Here is a 25567-nt window from a genome sequence, read left to right as displayed (position 1 = left end):
CAACCGGCCGAAATGCCGCCAGCACGACATCCCGCACAGCCGACGCGGCATGCCTGGAAAGCTTGTAAATCACTCGGCTGCCTGCGGCAGCTCCGGTTCAACCACCGGCTCCAGACCTAGCAGCAGAGCCAGCCGCCCAAGCCGGTGGATCACGCTCTCTCCGGCAAACACGCCGCTGTTCCCGCGCAGCAGCAGCGTCAGTTGGCCAGCTTGAATGCGCAGCCGCGTCGCCGTCAGCAGATCCCGCGTGCCAGCCGACAAGGTGTAAGCCAGCCGCAGCGCAACCCCGAGGATCTCGGCGCGAGCGGCCGTTGCGTCGCCCAGCAACAGGCGCGCTGGACGGAGGAAAGCGGCATCTGCCTCGGCCTCGTAACGGATTGCCACGGCCAATGCCAGAAACGCCCGAGTATGGTGATCCAGTCCGATGCCAGGTTGGCGGAAGACCCGCAGGAACGCCTGCTCCGATCGAAACTCTGGATGGTCATGGCTGCCAATGTCCGACATCCAGCACGTTGCCTCCCGCAGTCGGGACGCGTCGGGGGATTCCGCGGGAAACAGAGGCGCGATCCAGTCCAGCAGGGCCGGCGGCAGATCAGAGTCGCGACCGTGTCTGGCCGCCATATCGCGCGCCGCGGACAGCAACGGGTCCTGGTCACGAATTTCAGCCGGCATTCGGCGCATGAACCAGCCTTCCCGCAGGCCGCTGGCACTGAAGACGACCCGGCGCACCTTCGTCAGCCGCAACAGCCGCCGTAGTACCACGGCGGCAAACGGCAGATCATCCGCTCTTCGGCGCGGCACGGCCGGTAGCCGCTCGAGCACCTTGCGGCTGGCGGTGGAGATCAGGCTGGTCAGCTCCCGCGCTTCCTCCCAGCCGATCGTGTAGTGATGCACCATATTCAGCGGATAGGCGGTCTGCGCCATGTGAATGCGCGCCAGCGCGCGGAACGCACCGCCGACCAAATACAGGTCGCTGCCGGACGCTTCTCCCAACCAGGGAACCGCCCGCATCTCCGCATCGGTTACCGCCCGCGCTTGTATCGTGTCACCTCCAGATCGCTCCACCAGGCGGAGTATTCCCAGAGGCAGGGTCTGCGACAAGCCACGTACGCCATTGATCAGCCGCACGACCTCTAGGGAACCGCCGCCGATATCAGCCAGGACGCCGTCGGCGGACGGAATGCCGCACAGCATGCCGTCGGCCGAGAACGCAGCTTCCTCCAGCCCGGAAAGAACAGTGATCGGCACATCCGGCATTCGCTCCTGCAGCGCCGCGACGAAGGCTGGTCCGTTTTTCGCATCGCGTACGGCGGCAGTCGCCAGAACTTCAAATGGCTCCGCCCCCATTGCCCGTGCCACGGCATGATAACGTTGCATCACGGTCAGCGCCTGGAGCACGCCTTCCTCGTTCAGTCGCCCGGTCGTATCGAGGCCACGTCCCAGCCGCAGCACCGCCTTTTCGTTAAATATATGTATCGGATTACGGGTGTGGCCCTCGTAAACCACCAGCCGTACCGAGTTCGACCCAAGATCGACGACGCCGCAGCGAGGCAGATTGAAGGAAGGCATGAAGTGCATAGGTCAGTCCTGATTAAGTCGGTCCTGGCGTCGGTATCCACTGATCGGCGAGCCGACCGGGGCAGCGACGATTGGTCCGTGCAGCGCTGATCCGCGACCGGAGAGGGATGGATTGGTCATGAAGTAGTCATGCGCCGAAATCGGTTTGCGGCCAGGCGCCACGCGTTTCCAAGCGCCGTCTGCGTTGAGTTCCCACGATTGCAGTGAATCCTTCAGGTTGATGACCATGATCTGGTCCAGCACTTGGGCGTGGACGGTCGGATTGTGGATTGGCACCAGGGTTTCAACGCGCCAATCCATATTTCGCTCCATCCAGTCGGCGGAACTTATAAAAACAAGCGCATGGCGATTGGGCAAAAGATTGCCATTGCCAAAAACATAGATGCGGCCGTGTTCCAGAAATCGTCCCACGATCGATTTGACGCGGATGTTCGCCGATAGACCAGGCACGCCAGGCCGCAGGCAGCATATGCCGCGGATCACCGCCATGATCTTCACCCCAGCGTTGGAGGCTTCATAAAGCGCCTCGATCAGCGCCACATCCGTCAGGCTGTTCATCTTCAGCCAGATTCCAGCAGGTTTTCCCTCCTGTGCGAACGTGATCTCCTTGCGGATCAGCGCGAGAAGTTTCGGCCGTGTCGTCAAGGGGCTGAAACCAAGCTCCTCCATGGTTTCCGGACGGGCATAGCCGGTCATGAAGTTGAACAGGCGCGCGGAGTCACGGATCAGCGCCGGGTCGGTGGTGAAGAAACTCAGGTCGGTGTAAATGCGCGCGGTGATTGGATGGTAGTTGCCGGTGCCGAAATGCGCGTAGGAGCGGATCGCGCCAGCCTCCCGCCGGACCACGAGCGACAGCTTTGCGTGCGTCTTCAGTCCGGTAAAGCCATAGACAACCTGCACGCCGGCCGCCTCCATGCGTCGGGCGAGGCGGATGTTGGCTTCTTCGTCAAACCGAGCCCGCAGCTCGATCAGCGCGGTCACCGACTTGCCGGCCTCCGCCGCTTCAATTAACGCGTTGACAATCGTGCTGTCGCGGCTGGTGCGATACAGCGTCTGCTTTACCGCGATCACCGCCGGATCCTGCGCCGCCTGACGCAGGAACTGCACCACCACGTCGAAGCTTTCGTAGGGATGATGAACAATGATGTCCTTGGCGCGGATCGCGGCGAAGCAGTCGCCGCCAAAATCCCGGATACGCTCCGGGAAGCGCGGGGTATACGGCGCGAACAGCAGGTCATGTCGCTCCTCCACGATCAACTGCCGCAGGTCCACCAGCCCCAGCAGCCCTTCCTCGGCGTGAATCTCGTCCGCGGCGGCGTCCAGTTCGTCCACCACCAGTTCCCGCAATTCCTTCGGCATGGCGGCACTGACTTCAAGATGGATAGCGACGCCACGCCGGCGGCGCTTCAAGGCTGTTTCGTAAGAGCGCACCAGATCCTCGGCTTCTTCCTCAAACTCTACGTCCGTGTCGCGGATAAGGCGAAATAGCCCCTGCCCGGTCAGGCGAAAGCCCGGAAAGACCCGGTTCAGGAAAAGCACCACCAGATCTTCCAGCAGGATGAAGCGGATCGGCGCACCGGCCTCACCAATGGGCAGCGGGATGAAACGGTCGACCTGGCTGGGAAGCGGCAGCAGGCCGCGCATGCCCTGTCCATCTTCTTCCCGCACCAGCAGCAGGGCCTGCACCAGGCCCATGTTCGGAATGAATGGAAACGGATGGGCCGGATCGATTGCCAATGGCGTGACGACCGGAAATACCCGCTCCATGAACCAGTCGTCCAGCCAGGCCTTGTCCGCCTGGGTCAGGACCTCCGTACCACAGACGACCAGCCCTGCCTGGCCTAGCAGCGCGCGCAAATCCCGCCAGATGCGCTGCTGATCGGCCAGCAAGCTTTCAGCCCGCACCTTGATCTCGACAAGCTGCTGCGCCGCGGTGCGTCCGTCGGCGGATGTCACGGTACCACCCGCCTTGGCCTGACCGATCAAGGCGGCGACACGGACCGAGTAGAACTCGTCAAGGTTGGATGCGCTGATGGACAGGAAGCGGAGTCGCTCCAGCAGCGGGTGATGGATGGCCTCGGCCTCCTCAAGGACGCGGCGGTTGAAATCCAGCCAGGAAAGCTCTCGGTTGATAAAGCGCTCCGGACTGTCGATCCCCTGTCGAGGCTCCGGCAAGGAAGCTTGTTCAGCTCCATTCGCGTTTGTCAGAAGCGTCTGCGGAACTGATGCTGCGGGCGTGACGGCCCAAGGCATTGCCTCTGCCTGGCCAACCTTCTGCATGATCTTTCTGCCCCGCCGGCTGCTTACGGTTAACATCAGAGTAACCCAATCCATCAGTGGGAGGAGAGGTGATCGGCTAGCAAAGCTGATCGTTGTCGCAATCGTCCTCTGCCGCCAGCAAGCTCGCGGCGAGCGAACGGGTGATCGCTTTGCCGCACACCAAGCTAGCACGGTCGAGGCGAGCTACAGCCTCCCGCAACGCGGCCGGCGCACGTGGGAGACGCCGCAGCAGCCAGTCCTGTACCGTTTGCGAGACCTGCAACTGCCGGTCCGCCAGCAGCCGGAGCAGCATGGTTCGCAGCAGATCATCGTCCGGCGCCTCAATCTCGGTCGATGTGATGGCCCGCAGCCGACTGGATAGATCAGGCAGGCGGACCGGCCAATGGGCGGGCGGCAATCGGCTGGTCATCAGCACAATCAGCCCCCGGTCGCGTGCCGTGTTCAGCACATGCAGCAACGTGGTGTCCAGCGCCACCGTGTCGGCGTCGTCCATCGCAACCGCCCCAGTGGCTGGCAGGTCTTGCAGACCGCCCAAGGTTTGACCTGCCAGGCGAACCGCGCCGACCCGCTCCGCCCAAAGATGCAGTAGATGAGACTTGCCGCAGCCGGCCTGTCCCCACAATGCCAGCCGCCGATCCGGCCAATCCACCACCCGCTCCAGCCACGCAAGTGCATTATGATTGGAGACGGCGGGTATGAAGTCCCGTGCATCGTAAGTGGGGTCATGCGGAAATGGCAGCGCAAGCTGCAAGCGCACGGCCTGCATCAGCCGGCCGGCGGGTCGAGGTATAACGGGCTAGCCAAATAACGGCGTAGCCAGAAGCGCGCCAACACGCCGATCGTCGCGGCCACTGGCACGGCCAGCATGACACCAACGAAGCCAAACGCGGCGCCTCCGGCCAGCAATGCAAAAATCACCCAGACCGCCGGCAGCTCCACCCGGTCGCCCAGGAAGCGGGGATATATCACATAGCCTTCCAGGATCTGTCCGATAACCAGCACACAGATTACCACCACGACGCCGCGCCAATGTGGAAATTGCGCCAGCGCCAGTCCGATCGCGGTGACACCGCCGGTGATGGAACCGACGTACGGGATGAATGACAGCAGTCCCGCCGTCAGCCCGACGATCAGCCCGAGATCCAGCCCCGCTACAGTCAGACCCGACGCGTAATACAGCGCCAGGAACAGACAGCATAATGCCTGGCCACGCACCCAGGCCGACAGGATGCGGTCCATCTCCCTCGCCTGGGCACGGATGACCGCCTGGTAGCGAAACGGCAGCCAGGAATCCACCATGCGAACCACGTTCGGCCAGTCGCGCAGCAGGTAGAATCCAACCACCGGCGTCACGACCGCGAGCGATAACAGGTTGAAGATGGCGAAGCCGCTGCCAATCACACCAATGACGGTCGACAGCAGAATACTCAACATTGATCCAGCCTGGCCGCTGACCAGATCCCGCAGCTTGTCGTTGACCACGTCGGGGCCGAAATTCTCCTGTAGCCGGGTCAGCATTTCCCGCGCCCAGCCCTGCAGGTGGGTCGCGTATTGCGGGATCCGGTTGACCAGCAGCCCGACCTGCACCACGACAAGCGGATACAGCAGCAGCGCGAACAGCAGCACCGCGGCGATCATCGCCATGATCATCGCGAAGGCCGCCGCGCCGCGAGATAGCCCCAACCGGTGCAGCCGGGTTGTCGCCGGGTCGAGCGCGTAGGCAATCACCGCGGCCGCTACGAATGGCGCCAGCACTGACCCAAAGAGTTGCAGCACCAGCCAGAATGCGACCAGCAGTCCGATGATAAGCGTGATTCTCTGGGTTCGCGTCGAATGCGTTGTCAGGGCCCGCGATGGAGCAGCGGTGTAGCCTTCGGCCATGGCGTCCGTTGCCTCGGTCGCGATGGGATTATTCTGATCGGCTGGCGGCACCTGTCTCTCCACGGGCTGTGTTCACGCCATAGGCCGAGGCCAACATCGTCGCTGTGACAACCCAGATAGCGCCACCTCGGCCCCAGGCGGCCCCAGGCCAAAGCCGCTGATCAGCAAGATAACGACCATCAAGACGATCTGCAGCACATATCCACTCCAACAACAAACAGCGGATAGATTTGGTGCCCGGATATCCGGTAACAGCAAGGGCGACAACGGCACCGACAGTCAGGGCACAGTGGAACATAAGGATAGCCAGCCACACCGGTAGCGCCGCCGCTGTCTGGTAATCGACGCGCGGGCGATCAGGCATTGCAAAGCGGTTCTCCTGACCAGTTGCCACATCCGGCGCATCGTCACTGGCGCAACATAATAATCAGGACGTTGATTTGCATCAAACCAGCGGTCCATGGTTCTTTCGAGCGACATCTGGTGCGGCGGGCTAGGCATAGAGGGAATGGCATGAGCCGTAAGGAACAGCAGGCCGCTGCATCGGACAAAGGCAGCCTCAGTTATCGTGACGCTGGCGTTGATATCGAGGCTGGGGATGCGCTTGTCGAGGCGATCAAGCCGCTGGCGAAAGCGACCGTCCGCCCTGGCGTGATCGGCGGCCTTGGCGGCTTCGGTGCGCTGTTCGACCTGAAGGCCGCGGGTTTTGCCGATCCGGTGCTGGTATCCACCACCGACGGGGTCGGCACCAAGTTGAAGATTGCTATCGAGACTGGGCTTCACGATACCGTTGGGATCGACCTGGTTGCGATGTGCGTCAACGACCTCGTTGTTCAGGGAGCCGAGCCGTTGTTTTTCCTGGACTATTTCGCAACTGGCAAGTTGTCGGTCGCGCAGGCGCGTGCAGTCATCGGCGGCATCGCCAATGGCTGCCGGCAGGCCGGCTGTGCATTGGTTGGTGGCGAGACGGCGGAGATGCCCGGCCTGTATGACACCGGCGATTACGATCTGGCCGGGTTCTCGGTGGGCGCGGCTGAGCGCGGTTTTCTGCTGCCGAGGGCGGTCGCCACGGGCGATCATGTGCTGGGTCTCGCAAGTCAGGGGCTGCACTCAAACGGCTTTTCGCTGGTGCGGCGCGTCATGACAATCAGCGCGCTGTCCTGGAATGATCCGGCGCCATTTGCGCCCGGACAAACCATGGGTCAGGCGTTCATGACGCCGACGCGGATTTATGTTCGGTCGGTGCTGGCGCTGCACCGCGCTGGATTGCTGAAGGCGGCCGCCCACATCACCGGTGGCGGCCTGTCGGGCAATCTGCCGCGCGTGTTGCCGGCCGGGACGGCGGCGGCTTTGACTCCAACCTGGCCAGTGCCTGCCATCTTTGGCTGGCTGGCGCACACCGGCAGCATCTCGGCCGAAGAGATGCTGCGTGTCTTCAACTGCGGCGTTGGCATGGCCTTGGTGGTGTCCGATCCGGATGCCGCCACGCGTCTGCTGGAGCAGCATGGGGAAAGCGTCAGCCGCATCGGCGTGATCACAGCGGCAGATGGCCAAGCCGGCGTGCAGATTGCTCTGCCAGTTGGCTGGCCCGCGCTTGGTCCGGTGACGTGAAAAGGCCAGTCGGTATCTTGATCAGCGGCCGCGGGTCCAACATGCAAGCGCTCATCACCGCCGCTCGGCATCCGGCCTACCCGGCGCGGATTGCGCTGGTGCTGTCCAACCGGCCTGACGCCGCCGGGCTGACAACCGCCCAGCACGCCGGGATCCAGACCGCGGTGATCGATCATCGGCAATTCGGAAATGACCGGGCGGCACATGAGGCGGCCCTCGATGCTCGGCTGCGCGAGGTCGCTGTCGAGATCGTTTGCCTCGCTGGCTATATGCGGCTGCTGACCCCGTTCCTGGTGAAGGCCTGGCAGGGCCGCATGCTGAATATCCATCCCAGTCTGCTTCCATCGTTTCCCGGCTTGCACACGCATGCCCGTGCGCTCCAGGCGGGGGTGAAATTGCACGGTTGTACGGTTCATCTGGTCACCGATCAGGTGGATGAGGGGCCCATTTTGGCGCAGGCGGCGGTCCCAGTACTGTCAGGCGATTCGCAGCACGACCTGGCGGCGCGGGTACTCCGGCAGGAGCATGTCATATATCCGGCAGCCCTGGCGGCGTTTGCCGCTGGAATAGCTGCGACCGATCCGCCCGCGGAGTCTTACCTCGCGAGCCCCTTGCCCTCGCTCGGGAACCTAGAATAAAACAAGGATGAATTTAACCAGCGAGGTGACGATCTCCATGGCTGAACCTAGTCCTGCGCGTTCCTCCGGACCAGATGGACTGGAAGCTTTGACCGCCGATCGAGAAAAAATGTGGAATGGATTCACCACGGCAACGACCGGAGCGGTGATCTTCATGGTGGTGCTGTTGGTCTTGATGGCGGTGTTCCTGTTGTAGCTGATTTACGTCAGGTAACCACATATATCATTACAATTTCGCCGCAGCGTTTTCCAATTAGCTTGCACTTTATACGGAATAGCGAGGCCGTGGGCGCCTTCTTTTGCCAACCTTGGGTCTGCCTCCAGGCTCACCAGCGCCAACAACTAGTCCTGATGTGCTCCTCGGCTGTCCATGAACGAAGATCGTCGCCGGTGGGCTTGGCGACAGACGTGCTGGTGTCCTGGAACCGCCGCTCCTCCGTCGCACGCGTGGTCGCCAAGCGGATCGCCGAACGAGTATCGGCTTTGACCACAAGGCTGCTGCGAGTCCTAAGGCGCCTTTGTTGACGGTTTTGACAATCCGCTCGCGCGGGTCGGTTGAGCAGGCTGCGGCCCTAAGGTCCCGCCGAATTGACCATGAAAGGGAAACTCGGCTCCTCAAAGGGTTTGAAAGTCCTGGCCAGAACGGCGCAACTCGAGACGGTGAAAAACCGCTCTGAAGCGTGATCGCCTGAGGCTGACCCGTCAGAAAGCGTGGATCACGCGATCAGGCAAAGCACTGGACCATGATCGGACACTAACGATCATGGTTTAATGTGCCTCCGCCCACGTCCGACCAAATCCCGTCTCCACCACCAGCGGCACCGACAGCACGGCCGCGCTCTCCATCACCTGGCGCGCCACCCCGGCCAGTATCGCCGCCTCACTCTCCGGTGCCTCGAACAGCAGTTCGTCATGAACCTGCAACAGTAGCCTTGAGCGCAGGTCTTTCAGCTTCAGTGCGGCGGGCAATCGGACCATCGCGCGCTTGATTATGTCCGCCGCGCCGCCCTGCAACGGCGCGTTGATCGCCTGCCGCTCCGCATAGGCACGCCGAGCGCCGTTCCTGTCGGCGATGCCGGGGACCCAGCAGCGGCGGCCGAAGGGAGACAGGACATAGCCTTTGATCCGCGCTTCCTCTTTTGTCCGTTCCATGTAGATACGGATGCCAGGATAGCGCTCGAAGTAACGATCAATAAGACCCCGCGCCTCCCCTGGCGTGATGCCAAGCTGACGCGCCAAGCCAAAGCCGGAGATGCCATAGATAATGCCAAAGTTGATCGCCTTGGCGCGCCGGCGGATCATTGGGTCCATGCCTTGCATGGGTACGCCGAACACCTCACTGGCGGTACGCGCGTGGATGTCCTCCCCGTTGGCGAAGCTTTGCTTCAGCACCGGCAGGTCGGCGACATGGGCCAGCAGCCGCAACTCGATCTGCGAGTAGTCAGCACTGACCAGCACATGCCCAGGTTCAGCGATGAAAGCGCCCCGAATGCGGCTGCCTTCCTCGGTCCGGATCGGGATGTTCTGCAAGTTTGGATCGGTCGATGACAGCCGCCCGGTCGAGGCAATTGCCATGGCGAAGCAAGTATGCACCCGTCCAGTTTCCGGATGGATTTCCTCCACCAGCGCATCGGCGTAGGTGGACTTGAGCTTCTGCAACTGCCGCCATTCCAGAATGCGCTCCGGCAGTTCATGCCCCTGGTCCGCCAGGGCCTGCAAGACGGAAGAGTCTGTCCCCCATGCTCCGGTCTTCATCCGCTTGCCGCCGGGCAGTTTCTGCTCGTCGAACAGTACCTCCCCCAGTTGCTTCGGGCTGCCGACGTTGAACGGGTGGCCGGCGAGGCGATGGCAGTCCTGCTCCATCACCGCCATGCGTGCCTCGAAATCCACCGACATGCGACGGAGGTCGGCGGCATCGACCTTGACGCCGGCACGCTCCATCTCCAGCAGGATCGGCATCAGGCGGCGTTCCATCTGCTCATACAGCGCCAAGCCACCGTTCAGCCGCAGCCGTGGGCGCAGCACATCCCACAGGCGCAGCGCGACGTCGGCATCCTCGGCGGCATAGGTGGTGGCGCGGTCGATCGGCACCTGGGCAAAGCTTATCCGGTTGCGGCCAGTGCCGGTAACCTCGTCGTAGCTGATCGGTGTGTGCCCCAGATGTAACCGAGCCAATTCGTCCAGTCCATGGCCATGCAGGCCCGCCTCCTGCGCGTAGGAGATCAGCATGGTGTCGTCCACCGGCGCCGGCATCGGAAAGCCGGAGCGAGCCAGCATCATCATGTCGAACTTGGCGTTCTGGAAGATTTTCAGCACCGAGCGGTCGGTCAGCAGCGGTCCCAGCACCTCGACTGCCGTATCAAGCGTCAGTTGATCGCCCAGGACTTCATGCGCCAGCGGAACATAGCAAGCCCGTCCTGGCGCGGTGGCAAGCGACAAGCCGATCAGGTGCGCGCGCATCGCGTCCAGCCCGCTCGTCTCGGTGTCCATGGCGACGCGACCGGCGGCGATGGCTTCGGCCGCCCAGCCACGCAAAGCATCGGCGGTGGTGACAGTCTCATAGGATCCGAAACCAGCTCCGGGATTCGGCGGGCTGCCAAGTCCCAGATCGGCCTGAACCGTAGGCCGCGGCGCTGCGACCGGTTCGGCCGCATCCAGTCCAAGGCGCGCGATCGTGCTGCGGAAGCCCTGTTGCGCCAGCCAGGCGGACAGCACCGTCTTGTCGGCGTCGCGCTGGCCCAGCGCCGCGACCGGCACGGGCAGCGGCGTGTCCAGCCGCAGCCGAACCAGTTCACGGGACATGCGAGCCTTGGCGGCGTGCTCGATCAGCATATCTCGCCGTTTCGATGGCTTCATGTCCTTGGTGGCCGCCAGCACGGCCTCGACATCACCATATTCATTGATGAGTTGGGCCGCACCCTTGGGGCCAATGCCGGGCACGCCTGGGATATTATCGGTCGCATCACCGATCAGCGCCTGCACCTCGACCATCTTATCGGGGGTGACGCCAAATTTCTCCATTACCTCGACCGGGCCGATCGGCTTCTGCTTGATCGGATCCAGCATCTCCACGCCGGGGCGGATCAGTTGCATCAGGTCCTTGTCGGACGACACGATGGTCACCTGGCCGCCGACGTCGGACGCGGCCTGGGCATAGGCAGCGATCAGGTCGTCGGCCTCCCAGTCCGCTAGCTCGATCGCCGGAACGCCGAAGGCTTCGGTCGCCTGACGCACCAGGGCGAATTGCGGGATCAATTCGTCCGGCGGCGGTGGGCGGTTCGCCTTATACAGGTCGTAAAGGCGGTTGCGGAATGTCAGGCGGCCGGCGTCGAAGATGACAGCGATATGGGTGCCGACATGCTCCTTCAGCAGCTTGGCGAGCATGTTGGTGAAGCCGAAAACGGCGTTGACCGGTGTTCCGTCCGGACGAGTCATTGGCGGCAAGGCATGAAAGGCGCGGAAGATAAACCCCGATCCGTCGATTAGGACCAGGTGCAGCGGCTTGGCCGCAACCTCGGCCGGGATGTCATCCCCGAGAGGATTATTCGCCGCTATTTCAATGTCCGCTGGCGTGGCCGGCTCCCGGGTTCAGGATGTAAAGCCGCGAGCAATACGGGCACATGACCTGCTCGCCGGCGATGCGGAGGAAGACCCTTGGGTGACCCAGCGCGCCATCGCCGCCGTCGCAGGCGATCGTGCGGGTGTCGACGTGGATGATCTCGGTCGGAGTCACCTGAGGGGTCAGCGGTGGGGCGGCGCCGTCCGGCATTTCGATCCTTTATCTGGTCGGGGAAGCAGCGTGATGATAGCGATACGGCGAATGCTTTCAACCATGATCCCGTGATCCGTCGCCTTGGCTGCATCCTGCTGGCTGCACTGCTGCTGACTGGGTGCGTCGGCCACATTGCGTTGCCGGGCCCTGGCGTAGAGAAACCGGCGGAAACCGCCGATCGGTTCATCATGCCCGATGGGACCGCACTGCCCTATCGCGTCTGGATGCCAAAAGCTGGGCCGAAAGCCGTGTTGCTGGCGCTGCACGGCATGAACGACAGCCGCGATGCGTGGGAGTATCCGGCGCCCACCCTCGCCGACGCGGGCATCGCGGTGTTCTCCCCCGACCAGCGCGGTTTCGGCGCCACTCGGACAAGGGGCCTGTGGCCCGGCACCAATGGCCTGACCACCGATGACCGCGTCATGGCTCGCCTGTTGCGCGCGCGCTATCCGCGGACAAGGCTGATCCTGATGGCCGAGAGCATGGGCGCCGCCGGGCTGATGGTGCTGGCGACGCAGCCTGACCCGCCACCGGTGGATGGGTATGTGCTGATCGCCCCGGCGGTATGGGGTCGATCGAACATGAACGTGGTCATGCGCGTGTCGCTGTGGCTTGCCGACCATACCGTGCCTGGCCTGACCGTGACTGGCGGCGGGCTGGTGAGGGTGACCGCGACCGACAACCGCAACGCCCTGGTCCGGCTGTCCACCGACCCGCTGACGATTCGCGAGACCCGAGTGGATGCGATCAAGGGGCTGGTGGACCTGATGGATCAGGCCGAGGCGGTCGCGCCGCGCTTCAGCGCACCGGCGCTGTTCCTGTACGGTGGGCATGATGAATTGGTTCCGGCCCGCGCCACGGCCGCAACCTGGCGGGCCCTGCCGCTCGGCGCCGTGCGGGCGTTCTATCCGGGCGGCTATCATCTGCTGCTGCGCGACAAGGACCGGGCGGTGCCAATCGGCGATATCCTGTCATGGATCAAGGATCCGGCCGCGCCGCTGCCGTCCGGGGCGGACAAGGCGGGGGTGGTTTGGTTGGCGCGGCAGGAATAGAGTTTTGCATGTGGACGGATTGATACGGCGCCGGCATCGCCGGCGGTTTGCGTCATGATTTAATGGGGGTGTGGGTACCGCCGGTGGTCTGCAGTCGCGCGGCCGCTGCCTACCGAAAATCCCGCGTCGGCACCTTGATCCCTTTCTCAGGACGCTGGTCTCGCACGTAGATATCGCGGCTGCCAGGCCGCTGCTTTTCCCGCGCGTCTGGCGTGCCACCATGCCGTGCTTCATCGCCGCGGCCATAGGGCACTGGAAACTCCTCGTCGCGTTCGCCTACGCCCTGCAGCAGGCCAGACAGGTCGGTCAGGTGTTCGGCGATGACGTGGATCACCTCACCCTCCCGCTGCAGCTTGCCGCGGCAGGCCAGCATGCTGGCGGACAGCACCAGACGGCGCTGCGCCTCGAAGATCGAGGGCCAGAGGATCAGGTTGGCGTGGCCGGTTTCGTCCTCGATAGTAATGAACAACACGCCCCGGGCGCTGCCCGGCCGCTGACGCACCAGGATGATGCCGGCGACCTCTAGCCGCTTGCCGTCCCGGATCGTTGCCAGGTCGGCGCAGCGGACGATGCGACGCGTGGACAGGTCCGGCCGCAGGAAGCTGACGGGATGGCGGCGCAGGGACAGGCCGGTGCTGCGGTAATCCTCCACCACCTGTCGCCCGGCGGTCATCGCCGCCAGCGCGACGGCGGGTTCCGGGTCCGGTTCGGTGGACATCGTGTCGAATAGCGGCAGGCGCATGTCGGACAGGCCGCGGATCGTCCACAATGCCTGCCGCCGGTCCAGCCCAAGCACCTGAAAGGCATCGGCTTCCGCCAGCCGTTCCAGCGTCGCGATCGGCACGTGCGCTCGGTGCCACAGATCCTCGATCGAACGGTAGCCGGCGCCGCGGCGTGTGATGATCTCGTCGGCATGGATGCCGGACAGACCCTTCGCCATCCGCAACCCCAGGCGTACGGCGGCGCCTTCCAACGTGCAGTCCCACGCCGATTGGTTCACCGAAACCGGCCGGACCGCCACGCCGTGAAGGCGAGCATCGCGGACGATCTGGGCGGTGGCGTAGAAGCCCATGGGCTGGGCGTTCAGCAAGGCACAGCAGAACACGTCCGGATGGTGGCATTTCATCCAGGACGAGGCATAGGCGATCAGCGCGAAGCTCGCGGCGTGGCTTTCCGGAAAGCCGTAGCTGCCAAATCCCTCGATCTGGGAAAACGTCTTGTCAGCGTAGTCAGCGGTGTAGCCGCGCTCGACCATGCCGGCGATCAGCTTGTCCTTGAAATGCGACACGCCACCGGTGAACTTGAACGTCGCCATGCTGCGGCGCAGCGCATCGGCCTCGGACGGAGTAAAGCCGGCGCAGACGATCGCCACCTGCATCGCCTGTTCCTGAAACAGCGGCACGCCGAGGGTTTTTTCCAGCACGCGCCGCAGCTCAGGTGTGGGGTATTCGACCTTTTCCAGCCCCTCGCGCCGACGCAGATAAGGATGCACCATGTCACCCTGGATCGGGCCGGGCCGGACGATCGCTACCTGAATGACGATATCATAGAACGTGGTGGGCTTCAGCCGCGGCAGCATCGACATCTGCGCGCGTGATTCGATCTGAAAGGTCCCCAAGGTGTCAGCCTTGCGGATCATCGCATAGGTGGCCGGGTCTTCCGGCGGAATGGTTGCCAGATCCAGCCTTTGCCCCTTGTGTTCCGCCAGCAGATCAAAAGCTCGCCGCATGCAGCCCAGCATGCCCAGGCCGAGGACATCCACCTTCATGAAGCGCAGCGCGTCGATGTCGTCCTTGTCCCACTCGATTACCTGACGGTTGACCATGCTGGCGGGCTCGATCGGCACCAGGTCGTCCAGCCGGTCCTGCGTCAGAACGAAACCGCCGGGGTGCTGCGACATGTGGCGAGGAAAGCCGATCAGCGCGCGGGCCAGATCCAGGGTCAGGCGCAGGCGGCGGTCCGCCAGGTTGAAGTTCAGCGCGGCGGCATGTTCCTCCGCCACGCCATCCTCGCTCCAGCTCCAGACCTGCGACGCCAGGGCGCCGGTCACGTCCTCGGTCAGGCCCATCGCCTTGCCGACATCGCGCACCGCGCCGCGGCCGCGGTAGCGGATGATGGTGGCGCACAGGGCGGCGCGGTCACGGCCATAGGTGTCGTAGACCCACTGGATGACTTCCTCCCGCCGCTCATGCTCGAAATCCACGTCGATGTCAGGCGGTTCGCGGCGTTCGGCGCTGACGAAGCGTTCAAACAGCAGGCCGCTGCGGGTGGGATCGATCGAGGTGATCCCCAGCACGAAGCAGACGGCGGAGTTGGCGGCGGAGCCACGGCCCTGGCAGAGGATGTGGCGGGATCGAGCAAAACGGACGATGCTGTCCACCGTCAGGAAATACGGCGCGTAGTCCAGGCCGGCGATCAGCGCCAGTTCGTGATGAAGCTGTTTCATCACGTCGTCGGGAATGCCATCGGGGTAGCGTCTGGCCGCGCCCTCCCACGTTCGTTTTTCCAGCGTCTGCTGGGCATTCAGGCCGGGGATGTGGACTTCGTGCGGGTATTGGTAACGCAGTTCGTCCAGATTGAAGCGGCAGCGGTCGGCGATTTCCTGCGTGCGGGCGATGGCATCGGGGTGGCGGGCGAACAGGCGGACCATTTCATCAGATGATTGCAGGTGGCGTACGACTGAACGCTCTCGGCGGCGGCCGAGGGTGTCGATGGTGCAGCCTTCGCGAATGCAGGTCAGCACGTCCTGCAGGATGCGCCGGGCGGGAGCATGATACAGCACGTCGTTGGTGGCGACCGTCGGCACATTCAGAGCGCTCGCCACGTCCTGAATGATTTGCAGCCGCACCGCGTCGTTGGGACGATGCATCAGGGTCAGGGCGACATAGGCGCGATCCTGGAAGTCAGCCTTCAGGCGGCGAATGTTTTCACCGGTTGGATTGGTGCAGAGGATGGCGATCAATCCTTCCGCCGCTTCCGCCAGATCCGACCAATGCAGTTCGCATTTGCCCTTGCCGGCGCGCTGCTTGCCCAGGGTCAGCAGGCGGGTCAGGCGTGACCAGGCCAGGCGATCGGTGGGATAGACCAGGACGGAGGGGCCATCCGTCAGATCCAGCCGACAACCAATGATCAGGCGAATCCCAGCCTCCCGCGCGCGTTCGTGCGCCCGGACGACGCTGGCCACGGTGTTGCGGTCGGTGATGCCGAGCGCGGGCATGCGGAGAACGGCGGCGCGGGCGACAAGCTCCTCGATATGCGAGGCGCCGCGCAGGAAGCTGTAGTTCGTGGTGACCTGAAGCTCGGTATACATTAAGGGAGTGTAACTGGATCGGCCTAATGTTGCCAGTTTGTTCTTGTGCTATCTCGCTTTGCCCGCCGGCTCGGCCGCCCATCTACCTGCCTTAGACGCGAGTGACATTGTGTTTCAGCAACCTGAAACAAACATGCTCGTTCACCCACAATGGCATGAAAAAAGGACGCTGGATTGCACTTCAACACGCCCGCCCTGGAAGCGACCTGACATGAGTTCATGGATCGCCGCTATCCTGGCGGTCGTCATACTCTTTGTCGTGCTGCAGGACGCGTTCGAGGTAATGCTGCTGCCACGGCGCGTTGATCGGCGTGTTCGCTTGACCCGCTATTACTTCAGCGCGGCCTGGACTGTCTGGCGTGGGTTGGCACGCTGCTTATCCGCCGGGGCGCTGCGAGAGCGCTTCCTCAGCGTCTTCGGCGCATTGTCCATGGTGGTTCTGTTCATCCTCTGGGCCGCCACCCTTGTTGCCGGATTCGGGCTGCTGGAATGGGCGCTGCAAGGCGATCTCCATGGGGCCCGATCGTCCCTGACGGAACAGATCTACATGAGCGGGGTGACCTTCTTCACCCTCGGCTATGGCGACGTGGTCCCATATTCAGGCGCGGCTCGCGCCATCAGCGTTATCGAAGCCGGCACCGGCATCGGCTTGATCGCGGTCGTGATCGGCTACCTGCCCGTGCTGTATCAACTGTTCTCCCGGCGGGAGGCGCATGTCATCCAACTCGATGCCCGCGCCGGCTCACCGCCGACCGCCACCACGATGTTAAGCCGGCACGCAGAGGCCGGCGGCCTGAACAAGCTGGATGACCTGCTGCGCGAATGGGAGATATGGAGTTCCGAACTACTCGAAAGCCATCTGTCCTATCCAATGCTGGTCTACTATCGTTCGCAGCACGACAACCAGTCCTGGCTGGCCGCCATTACGGCGATACTGGACAGTTGCGCCTTGATCCTGGTGGGCGTGGAGGAGTTGCAGCCGCTGCAAGCCCGCATGACCTTCGCCCTGGCGCGCCAGGTCGTTGTTGAGATGACGCGATCTTTCGGCGTAAGCCCATCACGGTATACTGGCGGCAACCGCCTGCCGCACACGGAATATCTTCGCATGGAAGCGATCTTCTCCAACGCTGGCCTGAAGTGGAATGGCGGCGGGGACGCCGAGGAAACATTGACTGCGCTGCGCGCCACATATGAGCCATTGCTCGACGGCCTGGGGTCCGCGCTGCTGTTGCCGTTACCGGAATGGATAGCCACGGAGGACGCCGCGGATCATTGGCAGCGCGGCCATCGTGGCCTGATCGCCGGCCGCCTGATAGAGCAGCTTTCAGCTCGCCCGACTGAACCCGTCACGCGCGACTCACCTCCCGGCAAACCTTCCCAGAAGCTGCGCGCTCGGCTGAAACGCAAGTGACGCGGCACCATTTTCACGTGCCCTTTCACCCGCTGCGCTTGCCGGATCGGCCGCAATGGGTGCATTCCCTTTCCCAGGAGGAAGCAACAATGGCGCAGCCAGCCCCTGTGAACATCGCATGAGCAAGGAAATCCGCCTGCTGTCCACCAGCGCGATCCTTGGGTATGGGTTCCCGGAAACCTCCCTGCGCGCCGGCATGGCGCGCGACCCGCACGTCATCGGAGTCGATGGCGGCAGTGTTGACCCTGGGCCGCACTACCTTGGTTCCGGCAAGCCATTCTGCTCCCCCATCGCCATCCGCCGTGACCTGCGGCTGATGCTGAACGCCGCGGTCCGCGCGGGCATTCCTCTGGTGATCGGCACGTGCGGGGGTGCGGGCGGAGCGCCGCATCTCGACCTGATCGCGGCGATGGTTCAGCGGATCGCCCGTGAGGACGGGCTGCACTTCAAGATGGCGCTGATTCAAGCCGAACAGGACAAGGAGTCGGTGAAACGCCGGGTCACGGCTGGCCGGGTGCGGCCGCTCGCCCATCAGCCACCCCTGACCAACGCCATCATCGACAGTTCGGCGCGCATCGTCGGCATGATGGGTGCCGAACCGTTCATTGAGGCGCTGGACGCCGGTGCCCAGGTTGTGCTGGCCGGGCGGGCCAGCGATCCCGCCGCCTGGGCCGCCGCCGCCACGCGTGCGCAGCTTCCGCCAGCGCCAGCCTGGTATGCCGGCAAGATGCTGGAATGCGGCGCGACCCCATCGATCCCGAAGGGCCATGATTGCCTGTTCGTCACGGTCCAGGAAGATTATGTCGAATGCGAGCCGACCAATCCGTCCCGGCGCTGCACGCCGCTGTCGATCGCCAATCATTCGCTGCATGAAAACAGCAGTCCAATCCATCATATCGAACCGGGCGGAACATTGGATACCTCCGACTGCCGGTTCGAGGCGGTCAGCGACCGGGCGGTGCGGATCTCCGGTATGCGCTGGAATCCCGCTGCCCAATACACCGTGAAGCTGGAAGGCGTGGAACTGGCTGGCTACCGGTCCGTCTGCGTCTGCGGCACCCGCGACCCGCTGCTGATTGGCCGCCTGGACGATTTCATCGCCAGCGTCCGCGGCGAAGTCGCGACCAAGGCGGCCGGATTTGGCGCCTCGCCCGACAGTTATCAGCTTGGCATTCGCATTTATGGCCGCGATGGCGTCATGGCGGCGCGCGAGCCGTTGCGGGACGCGATGCCGCATGAACTCGGCTTCGTGCTGGAAGTGGTGTCGCGGCAAAGCCAGGAGATGGCCAACGCCGTGCTGGGCATGGCGCGGACCAACATGCTGCACACCGACTTCCCCGGTCGCTTGTGCCGCGAAGGCAACATGGCCTTTCCGTTCTCGCCGTCGGACATCGAGGTTGGGCCGGTCTATCGCTTCAGCGTCTACCACATTGCGGAACTCGACGATCCGACCGAACCGTTCCCGATCCAGTACGAGATTTTGTGACATGGCGCTGATCAAGGACGTGGCGACAGTCTGCAAGAGCAAGAACGCCGGGCCATTTGAACTGACCATCGACGTGGTGTTCGACAACGCCAAAACTTTTGAACGCGTGAAAGCCACCGGCGTGCTTTGTCCCGCGCTGTTCGCCAGGCTTTACAACGTGCCCGAACAACACGTCCTGTTCACGCCATACGATGCCGCGTTTGCTTTCAAGGCAACGCTGCCCCGCCTGGTCCCCGCCGGTGACTTCGGCGACACCGACGTCTATGGCTGCCAGCAGCATGCGCCGCTGCTGGATGTTGATCTTCCAATCTGAAAGCGAGACGGTCTGATGAACCGCATGATGACCCTGGTTGCTTTCCTGCAAGCGCAGAACTGCTCCAATTTGCCAGGATCGTGGCGCCATCCGTCCACCATGCTGGATTTTACCACGCCGGAATACTACCAGCGCATCGCCCGTACCCTGGAGGACGGCAAGATCCAGCTCGCCTTTTTCGATGATCGGCTGGCGCTGCCGGACCTGTACACCGGGCACCACGCTGATGCGGTGGGCGCGGGTGTGCGCGCCGTCAAGATGGACCCGTCAACCATTCTTATGACGATGGGCATGGAGACGCAGAAGCTGGGATTGGGCACGACCTACTCCACCACCTACTACGAGCCGTATCATGTCGCTCGGGTCTTCGCGACGATGGACCTGATGTTGAAGGGCCGCGTCGCCTGGAACATCGTCACGTCGTTGAACAGCGCCGAGGCGCTGAACTTCGGCCATGCCGAACACATGGAACACGACGCTCGCTACGACCGCGCCGATGAATTCATGAACGTTGTCATGGGGCACTGGAACACTTGGGAGGATGACGCCCTTATCCTGGACAAGACGAACAACCGTTTCGCCGACCCGGCAAAAGTGCATCGGCTCGATCATGCCGGACGCTATTTCAAGTCGCGTGGGCCATTCAGCGTGCCGCGATCGACGCAGGGCCATCCGGTGCTGATCCAGGCCGGCCAGTCCGGCCGCGGCCAGGCCTTCGCCGCGCAATGGGCCGAGCTAATTTTCGTGATCTATCATGATCTGGCGGCGGGCAGGCAGCAATACGCGGCGTTCAAGCAGGCGGTCGCCGCGGCTGGCCGTGATCCCGCCCAGGTGCAGGTCGCGCCGGCCTGCTACGTGATCGTCGCGGAGTCGGAAGACGCTGCCCAGGCGAAGCGTGCGGTGATCGAGGCATCGGCCAAGCCGGTCGATGCACTGGTGCTGATTTCTGAAGTTCTCAACTACGACTTTGGCGCCAAGGGCTACGACGAACCGTTCAGCGACGAGGAACTGGCAGCCTTTTCCTGGCACGGGTTTCGTGAGCGCGTGGTGAAGCATTCCGGCAAGAAGAACCCGACAGTGCGCGACTTCGTTGAAGTCTCCGGCCGCGGCACCATCGCCGAACACAAGGTCTTCTGCGGCACGCCGAAGTCGGTGGCAGACCAGATGGAAGAATGGTTCATGGCACCCGCCTGCGATGGCTTCGTGTTGGCAGCGACCCACATGCCGGGCAGCTATGAAGACGTGGTCCGCCTGCTGGTGCCGGAGTTGCAACGGCGGGGCCTGTTCCAGACCGACTATCGCGGCACGACGTTACGAGAAAATCTCGGACTGCCAATCCCGCACGCCACGGACTGGCACACGGCGCGCAGGGCAGCCGAATGACCGCCTTGCGCAGCCTGCTGTTCGCCCCCGGCAACCATGCGCGCCGGGTGGAAAAAGCGCTGGGACTGGCCGCCGACGGCGTCATTCTGGATCTGGAAGATGCCGTGGCGGTCAGTGAAAAGGCAGCCACCCGACCGGTCGTGACCGAGGTATTCGGCAAACCCCGTGCCGGCAGACTGTATGTCCGGGTCAACGCACTGACGACGGAGTGGTGCCATGGCGACCTCTCAGCCGTTGTACGCGCCGGCCTCGACGGCATCATCCTGCCAAAGGTCGAGCATGGCCACGAGCTTCGCGCCGTCGACTGGCTGATCACCAACCTGGAACGCGAACGCGGACTTCCCGTCGGTGTCGTCGACCTGATCCCGATCATCGAAACCGCGCTGGGCATCCGCAACCTCACCGATATCTGTGGCGCGGAGACACGCATGCGGCGCATCGCTTTCGGCGCCGGCGACTTCACGCTGGATATGGGCATGGCGTGGACGCGGACCGAGGCTGAGCTGCTGCCGCATCGGGCCGCTTGCGTGCTGCATTCCCGCGCTGCCGGGCTGGAACCGCCGCTGGACACGGTCTGGGCCGATCTGCGCGATTCTGACGGTTTTGCCGCCTCCGCCAGACACGCCGCCGGCCTGGGCTTCCAAGGCAAGATGTGCATTCACCCGGATCAGGTCGCGGGCGCCAACGCCGCCTTCACGCCGGATGAAGCCACCGTCGCGCAGGCCGCGCGGGTGGTCGCCGCATTCGAAACGGCGGAGGCGCAAGGCATGGCCTCGATCCAGCTTGACGGTCAGTTCATCGATTATCCGATTGTTCAACGCGCCCGCCGCGTACTGGCACAAGGAACGGCGTGATGCTTGATGTGCAAGCCCTAGACGGTTGCCGGGTGCTGGATGTCTCGACATTCCTGGCCGGCCCGTTCTGCGCCACTCAGTTGGGCGAGTTCGGCGCCGATGTGATCAAGGTGGAACTGCCTGGAACCGGCGACGCCACTCGCCGCTTCGGCACCATGACGGACTGCGGCGACTCGCTGCCGTGGCTGTCGGAGTCACGCAACAAGCGCTGCATCACGCTGGACTTGCGCAAGCCGGATGGGGCGGCGCTGCTGAAGCGGCTGGTCGCGGACTCGGACGTTCTGGTGGAGAACTTCCAGCCTGGCACGCTGGAGAAGTGGGGACTTGGATACGACGTCCTGAGTGCCGTCAACCAGCGGCTGATCATGGTGCGGATCTCCGGCTATGGCCAGACCGGTCCCTACAAGGATCGGCCTGGCTTTGGACGCATCGGCAACGCGTTCGGCGGCCTGTCATTCCTGGCCGGCTATCCCGACCGCGCACCGGTCACGCCCGGATCGGCGACCATCCCCGATTATCTGGCCGGGGTGTACGGTGCGCTTGGTACCCTGCTGGCGCTACAGGCGCGGGAGAAGACCGGGCGAGGTCAGGTGGTCGATATCGGGCTTTACGAGCCGATCTTCCGCATCCTGGACGAACTCGCGCCCGCCTATGCGTACAAGGGCTATGTCCGCCAGCGGATGGGACCTGGCACTGTGAACGTGGTGCCGCACAGCCACTATCCGACGAAGGACGGCCGCTGGATCGCCATCGCCTGCACCAACGACAAGATCTTTGCCCGGCTCGCCGAGGCAATGGGCCGCGCGGACCTCGCCGCGACGGAAAGCTGGGGGACGCTGGCAGCACGGGAGCGTGACCGTTCCGCGGTGGACGAAACGGTGGGCGCCTGGACCGCGACGATGGATCGCGCCGACCTGATGGCGGTCTGTGAGCGCAGTCAGGTGCCGTGCGGGCCGGTCTATGCCGTTGACGAAATCTTCGAGGATCCGCACTACGCCGCCCGCGGCAACATCCTAAGGATGCTCGACCCCCGCATCGGTGAACTGGCGGTGCCCAACCTCGTCCCACGTCTCAGCGAGACTCCCGGCAAGATAAACTGGCTTGGCATGGAGCTTGGTGTGCACAACAAGGACGTTTACCAGGGCCGTCTCGGTCTGCTGGACGATGAACTAGATCGGCTGCGGACCATGGGTGTTATATGAACGAACAGCGGCCCTGCCCAAACCGAACGATTGGCAATACCACGGATACTATCAACCAGTTAGGGTAGTGACTTGTAAGCTCAATGCGGTGCCTGCGCACAGCCGACGCAGTCAATCGGTTGAACGGTCCGTGATGGCGGGACCAGCCGCCAACACGAACCCGTCCAATCTACCGCAAACCGAAGAAACTCAGTACCGCGATAACGACGACAACGAGCCCTACGATATAGATTATGTTATTCACCCGAATCTCCCTACGCCGGATAAATTCTCAATACTACGGAAACGAAACCTCGTCACCCTGCTTGATCGTTGCTTCACCTAACAGTGTTAGACGTGAAAGCTTTCACCGCAGCCGCAGCGGCCCTTCTCATTCGGGTTGGTAAAGGTAAAGCCGGCGGTCAGGTTTTTTACCTCGTAGTCCATCACAGTGCCGATCAGGAACAGCGAGGCCTTGCGGTCCACCAGGACAGTCAGATCCTTGTCCTTGACGATCTCATCAGTCGCGGCGGCCTCATTGGTCCAGGACATGTCATAGGACATGCCGGAGCAGCCCTTGGTTTTAACGCTGATGCGCAGCAGTTTGCCTTGCTCGCCCTTGGCGTAGAGATTGCGCAACCGCTCGGCGGCGGTCTCGGTCAGGCTCATCAATGGCGGCAGGGCGCGAGTCCTGCGGGGCGCGGTCGTTGTTGTGCTCATGGTGCAACCTATGTCGCGATCGATCAAAACATATTCAACTGCAGCCGAGCTTCCTCGGTCATGCGAGACGGATCCCAGGGCGGCTCCCAGACGGTCTCGACGTTACAAGAGGTGACGCCTGGAACAGTCAGCACAGCCTGCTGCACCTGCACGGGCAGTTCCTGCGCGCTGGGACAGGCGGGAGCGGTCAGGCTCATTTCCACCTTCACGGCACCATCATCAGCGATCTCGATCGTGTAGATCAGTCCTAGTTCATAGATGTTGACCGGAATTTCCGGGTCGTAGACGGTCGCGATGGCTTCGATCAAGGCCTCCTCGGACGGCGGACCAGAGGTCTCGACCGGTGTTTCGCCATCGGGAGTCCATATGGTGGGAGGAGTTATGTCATTCACTGCTTGCCTCCTTGGTGCCGTCCAATGCGGCAATTAGCGCATGCCAGGGTAGCGTCGCACATTTCACCCGCGATGGGTACTCATGGACCCCGGACAGCGGCGCCAACCGTTCCAGCGGTTCGGCGAGAGCCGGGCCGCAATCGGGGCAGGTGCCGGTTCGAGCCATGTCGCGAAAAGCGGCGAACAGGGTTTTTGTGTCGGTCTTGCCTCGACCCTGAACGGTTTCCGCCATCAGGTCGGCGGAAGCGACGCTGATCGCGCAGCCCCGTGCCTCGAAGCCAACCTGTTTCACGGTATCGGCGTCAAATGCGACCCACACCTGTACTCGATCGCCGCACATCGGGTTGTCGCCCTTGGCGGTGGCATCGAATGCCGCCAGCCGCTGGGCATGGCGCGGCCTCCGACCGTGATCCAGGATCACTTCCTGATACAGATCAGCGAAATCATCCACTTGGTTCATTGAAAGAAATCCCGGACGCGGGTTAACCCATCCGCCAATGCATCGATTTCACCGTGGGTGGTGTAGATGCCGAAGCTGGCGCGGGCAGTGCTGTCCAGGCCAAAACGGCGCATCAGTGGTTCGGCACAGTGATGACCGGCGCGAACGGCGACACCCTGGCGGTCCAGCAGGGTCGCGACGTCGTGCGCGTGGGCCTTGTCCAGGACAAAAGACACCACGCCGCCGCGGTCCTGCGCCTGACCCAGGATCTGCACGCCAGGCACGGCCGACAACCGTGCCAAGGCATGTTCGGTCAGCGATGCTTCATGCGCCGCCATGGCGTCGTAGCCAATCGCCTGAACGTAATCAATCGCTGCTTTCAAGCCGATGCCTTCCAGGATCGCCGGCGTGCCGGCCTCGAACTTGTGCGGCACGGCTGCCCAGTTGGTTTGCTCGTACGTGACGGACGAGATCATGTCGCCGCCTCCCAGGAACGGCGGCATCCGCTCCAGCAATTCGCGCCGGCCCCACAGCACGCCTATCCCGGTCGGGCCATACAGCTTGTGCCCGGTCCAGGCATAGAAATCGCAGTCCAGCGCCTGCACATCCACCTTGCGATGCACGATCGCCTGCGATCCGTCGAACATCACCTTGGCGCCATGCGCGTGAGCGATCTGGACAATCCGTTCCGCCGGCGTGACGGTACCGAGGACGTTGGACATATGCGTGATGGCGACCAGCCCGACCTTGCCGTCTTCCAGCAACGCCTCGAACGCCGCCATGTCCAGTTCGCCGGCGTCGGTGATCGGCGCCACGCGCAGCTCGATATCGTGTGCGTCGCGCAGCATCTGCCAGGGCACGATGTTGGAATGGTGCTCCATGTCGGAGATCAATACTGCCTGTCCGCGCTTCATCACGCCGCGGCCATAGCTGTGCGCCAGCAGGTTGATCGCCTCGGTGCTGTTGCGGACGAAAACGATTTCCGACCGATCGGCCGCGTTCATCAGCAATGCAGCGGCGTCTCGCGCGGCTTCGTATGCTTCCGTGATGCGCTCGCTCATCCAGTGCAGGCCGCGATGGACGTTGGCGTACTCCGTCTCCATGGCGTGCACCATGGCGTCGATCACCACACGCGGTTTCTGAGCGGAAGCGGCACTATCCAGGAAGACCAGCTTCTTGCCGCGAATGGTCTGTGTCAGGATCGGGAAGTCAGCACGAATGCGCTCGACGTCCAGCCCAACAGATTCGACTATGGGGTTTGTCATC

At 63.3% G+C, this 25567-nt stretch carries 21 protein-coding genes; 10 read left to right on the top strand and 11 right to left on the bottom strand.

Translation table 11 applies throughout. The features are described 5' to 3' along the window. Positions 1-69: 69 nt before the first annotated feature. From ACQY4S_RS25530 to ACQY4S_RS25515, 4 genes are all read right to left on the bottom strand, one after another. The gene (locus tag ACQY4S_RS25530) at positions 70-1578 is read right to left on the bottom strand and encodes a Ppx/GppA family phosphatase (protein ID WP_428487977.1); all 1509 of its coding nucleotides are present in this window, start codon (positions 1576-1578) and stop codon (positions 70-72) included. Positions 1579-1581: 3 nt separating this feature from the next. Further along, entirely contained in the window at positions 1582-3831 is a 2250-nt protein-coding gene (locus ACQY4S_RS25525) for an RNA degradosome polyphosphate kinase (RefSeq protein ID WP_428488503.1), read from the bottom strand. Between the two features lie 103 nt (positions 3832-3934). Continuing rightward, positions 3935-4624, bottom strand: coding sequence for an HdaA/DnaA family protein (locus tag ACQY4S_RS25520; RefSeq protein WP_428487976.1), 690 nt, complete (start codon positions 4622-4624; stop codon positions 3935-3937). Continuing rightward, entirely contained in the window at positions 4624-5790 is a 1167-nt protein-coding gene (locus ACQY4S_RS25515) for an AI-2E family transporter (protein WP_428487975.1), read from the bottom strand. Before ACQY4S_RS25515 ends, ACQY4S_RS25520 begins: the two co-directional genes overlap by 1 nt. A gap of 462 nt (positions 5791-6252) precedes the next feature. On the opposite strand from ACQY4S_RS25515, the gene purM reads away from it, so the two are divergent. From purM to ACQY4S_RS25500, 3 genes are read left to right on the top strand one after another with little or no spacing between them, the layout of a single operon-like run. After that, positions 6253-7350, top strand: coding sequence for a phosphoribosylformylglycinamidine cyclo-ligase (purM, locus tag ACQY4S_RS25510; protein ID WP_428487974.1), 1098 nt, complete (start codon positions 6253-6255; stop codon positions 7348-7350). Then, positions 7347-7988, top strand: a complete 642-nt coding sequence (gene purN, locus ACQY4S_RS25505) for a phosphoribosylglycinamide formyltransferase (RefSeq protein ID WP_428487973.1) — start codon at positions 7347-7349, stop codon at positions 7986-7988. The genes purM and purN overlap by 4 nt, the downstream gene beginning before the upstream one ends. Positions 7989-7995: 7 nt before the next feature. Further along, a complete protein-coding gene (locus ACQY4S_RS25500) occupies positions 7996-8184 on the top strand; it encodes a hypothetical protein (RefSeq protein ID WP_428487972.1) in 189 nt (62 codons plus the stop codon). A gap of 572 nt (positions 8185-8756) precedes the next feature. Here ACQY4S_RS25500 and polA read toward each other — a convergent pair. Both polA and ACQY4S_RS25490 read right to left on the bottom strand, forming a co-directional pair. Next, positions 8757-11513, bottom strand: a complete 2757-nt coding sequence (gene polA, locus ACQY4S_RS25495) for a DNA polymerase I (RefSeq protein ID WP_428488502.1) — start codon at positions 11511-11513, stop codon at positions 8757-8759. Between the two features lie 31 nt (positions 11514-11544). Next, positions 11545-11757 (bottom strand): zinc-finger domain-containing protein, encoded by a 213-nt coding sequence (locus tag ACQY4S_RS25490; protein WP_428487971.1) that lies wholly within the window; start codon positions 11755-11757, stop codon positions 11545-11547. 71 nt (positions 11758-11828) lie between these two features. Between ACQY4S_RS25490 and ACQY4S_RS25485 the strand changes: the two genes are divergently transcribed. Continuing rightward, on the top strand, positions 11829-12812 hold the full coding sequence (locus tag ACQY4S_RS25485; protein WP_428487970.1) for an alpha/beta fold hydrolase: 984 nt from the start codon (positions 11829-11831) through the stop codon (positions 12810-12812). 109 nt (positions 12813-12921) lie between these two features. On the opposite strand, the gene ACQY4S_RS25480 is transcribed toward ACQY4S_RS25485, so the two are convergent. Further along, positions 12922-16122 (bottom strand): error-prone DNA polymerase, encoded by a 3201-nt coding sequence (locus ACQY4S_RS25480; protein WP_428487969.1) that lies wholly within the window; start codon positions 16120-16122, stop codon positions 12922-12924. 211 nt (positions 16123-16333) lie between these two features. Between ACQY4S_RS25480 and ACQY4S_RS25475 the strand changes: the two genes are divergently transcribed. The 6 genes from ACQY4S_RS25475 (at position 16334) to ACQY4S_RS25450 (ending at position 22771) form a co-directional block, all read left to right on the top strand. Continuing rightward, on the top strand, positions 16334-17533 hold the full coding sequence (locus ACQY4S_RS25475; protein WP_428487968.1) for a potassium channel family protein: 1200 nt from the start codon (positions 16334-16336) through the stop codon (positions 17531-17533). Between the two features lie 118 nt (positions 17534-17651). Beyond that, positions 17652-19019 (top strand): acyclic terpene utilization AtuA family protein, encoded by a 1368-nt coding sequence (locus ACQY4S_RS25470; RefSeq protein ID WP_428487967.1) that lies wholly within the window; start codon positions 17652-17654, stop codon positions 19017-19019. Position 19020: 1 nt separating this feature from the next. Next, positions 19021-19332, top strand: a complete 312-nt coding sequence (locus tag ACQY4S_RS25465; protein WP_428487966.1) for a DUF4387 domain-containing protein — start codon at positions 19021-19023, stop codon at positions 19330-19332. 15 nt (positions 19333-19347) lie between these two features. Next, a complete protein-coding gene (locus tag ACQY4S_RS25460) occupies positions 19348-20715 on the top strand; it encodes an LLM class flavin-dependent oxidoreductase (protein ID WP_428487965.1) in 1368 nt (455 codons plus the stop codon). Further along, the gene (locus ACQY4S_RS25455; protein ID WP_428487964.1) at positions 20712-21569 is read left to right on the top strand and encodes an HpcH/HpaI aldolase/citrate lyase family protein; all 858 of its coding nucleotides are present in this window, start codon (positions 20712-20714) and stop codon (positions 21567-21569) included. Before ACQY4S_RS25460 ends, ACQY4S_RS25455 begins: the two co-directional genes overlap by 4 nt. Further along, on the top strand, positions 21569-22771 hold the full coding sequence (locus tag ACQY4S_RS25450; protein WP_428487963.1) for a CaiB/BaiF CoA transferase family protein: 1203 nt from the start codon (positions 21569-21571) through the stop codon (positions 22769-22771). Before ACQY4S_RS25455 ends, ACQY4S_RS25450 begins: the two co-directional genes overlap by 1 nt. A 330-nt stretch (positions 22772-23101) precedes the next feature. Here ACQY4S_RS25450 and ACQY4S_RS25445 read toward each other — a convergent pair whose 3' ends face one another. From ACQY4S_RS25445 to ACQY4S_RS25430, 4 genes are read right to left on the bottom strand one after another with little or no spacing between them, the layout of a single operon-like run. Beyond that, entirely contained in the window at positions 23102-23470 is a 369-nt protein-coding gene (locus tag ACQY4S_RS25445) for a HesB/IscA family protein (protein ID WP_428487962.1), read from the bottom strand. A gap of 23 nt (positions 23471-23493) precedes the next feature. Then, complete coding sequence (locus tag ACQY4S_RS25440; protein WP_428487961.1) at positions 23494-23862, bottom strand: SUF system Fe-S cluster assembly protein; 369 nt, start codon at positions 23860-23862, stop codon at positions 23494-23496. After that, positions 23855-24322, bottom strand: coding sequence for a Fe-S cluster assembly sulfur transfer protein SufU (gene sufU, locus ACQY4S_RS25435; RefSeq protein WP_428487960.1), 468 nt, complete (start codon positions 24320-24322; stop codon positions 23855-23857). The genes ACQY4S_RS25440 and sufU overlap by 8 nt, the downstream gene beginning before the upstream one ends. Next, complete coding sequence (locus tag ACQY4S_RS25430; RefSeq protein ID WP_428488501.1) at positions 24319-25566, bottom strand: aminotransferase class V-fold PLP-dependent enzyme; 1248 nt, start codon at positions 25564-25566, stop codon at positions 24319-24321. Before ACQY4S_RS25430 ends, sufU begins: the two co-directional genes overlap by 4 nt. Between the last annotated feature and the right edge of the window lies 1 nt (position 25567).

It is taken from the genome of Rhodopila sp., from assembly GCF_965276935.1.
Taxonomy (GTDB): Bacteria; Pseudomonadota; Alphaproteobacteria; order Acetobacterales; family Acetobacteraceae; genus Rhodopila.
Note: the sequence above shows the minus strand (reverse complement) of the source record. Positions and strands in the feature narration are given on the sequence as shown.

Coding starts and splice junctions, on each gene's coding strand:
- ACQY4S_RS25530 (WP_428487977.1), bottom strand. CDS start 1,578: ATGCACTTCATGCCTTCCTTCAATCTGCCTCGCTGCGGCGTCGTCGAT.
- ACQY4S_RS25525 (WP_428488503.1), bottom strand. CDS start 3,831: ATGCCTTGGGCCGTCACGCCCGCAGCATCAGTTCCGCAGACGCTTCTG.
- ACQY4S_RS25520 (WP_428487976.1), bottom strand. CDS start 4,624: ATGCAGGCCGTGCGCTTGCAGCTTGCGCTGCCATTTCCGCATGACCCC.
- purM (WP_428487974.1), top strand. CDS start 6,253: ATGAGCCGTAAGGAACAGCAGGCCGCTGCATCGGACAAAGGCAGCCTC.
- ACQY4S_RS25500 (WP_428487972.1), top strand. CDS start 7,996: ATGAATTTAACCAGCGAGGTGACGATCTCCATGGCTGAACCTAGTCCT.
- ACQY4S_RS25490 (WP_428487971.1), bottom strand. CDS start 11,757: ATGCCGGACGGCGCCGCCCCACCGCTGACCCCTCAGGTGACTCCGACC.
- ACQY4S_RS25480 (WP_428487969.1), bottom strand. CDS start 16,122: ATGTATACCGAGCTTCAGGTCACCACGAACTACAGCTTCCTGCGCGGC.
- ACQY4S_RS25475 (WP_428487968.1), top strand. CDS start 16,334: ATGAGTTCATGGATCGCCGCTATCCTGGCGGTCGTCATACTCTTTGTC.
- ACQY4S_RS25470 (WP_428487967.1), top strand. CDS start 17,652: ATGAGCAAGGAAATCCGCCTGCTGTCCACCAGCGCGATCCTTGGGTAT.
- ACQY4S_RS25465 (WP_428487966.1), top strand. CDS start 19,021: ATGGCGCTGATCAAGGACGTGGCGACAGTCTGCAAGAGCAAGAACGCC.
- ACQY4S_RS25460 (WP_428487965.1), top strand. CDS start 19,348: ATGAACCGCATGATGACCCTGGTTGCTTTCCTGCAAGCGCAGAACTGC.
- ACQY4S_RS25455 (WP_428487964.1), top strand. CDS start 20,712: ATGACCGCCTTGCGCAGCCTGCTGTTCGCCCCCGGCAACCATGCGCGC.
- ACQY4S_RS25450 (WP_428487963.1), top strand. CDS start 21,569: ATGCTTGATGTGCAAGCCCTAGACGGTTGCCGGGTGCTGGATGTCTCG.
- ACQY4S_RS25445 (WP_428487962.1), bottom strand. CDS start 23,470: ATGAGCACAACAACGACCGCGCCCCGCAGGACTCGCGCCCTGCCGCCA.
- sufU (WP_428487960.1), bottom strand. CDS start 24,322: ATGAACCAAGTGGATGATTTCGCTGATCTGTATCAGGAAGTGATCCTG.
- ACQY4S_RS25430 (WP_428488501.1), bottom strand. CDS start 25,566: ATGACAAACCCCATAGTCGAATCTGTTGGGCTGGACGTCGAGCGCATT.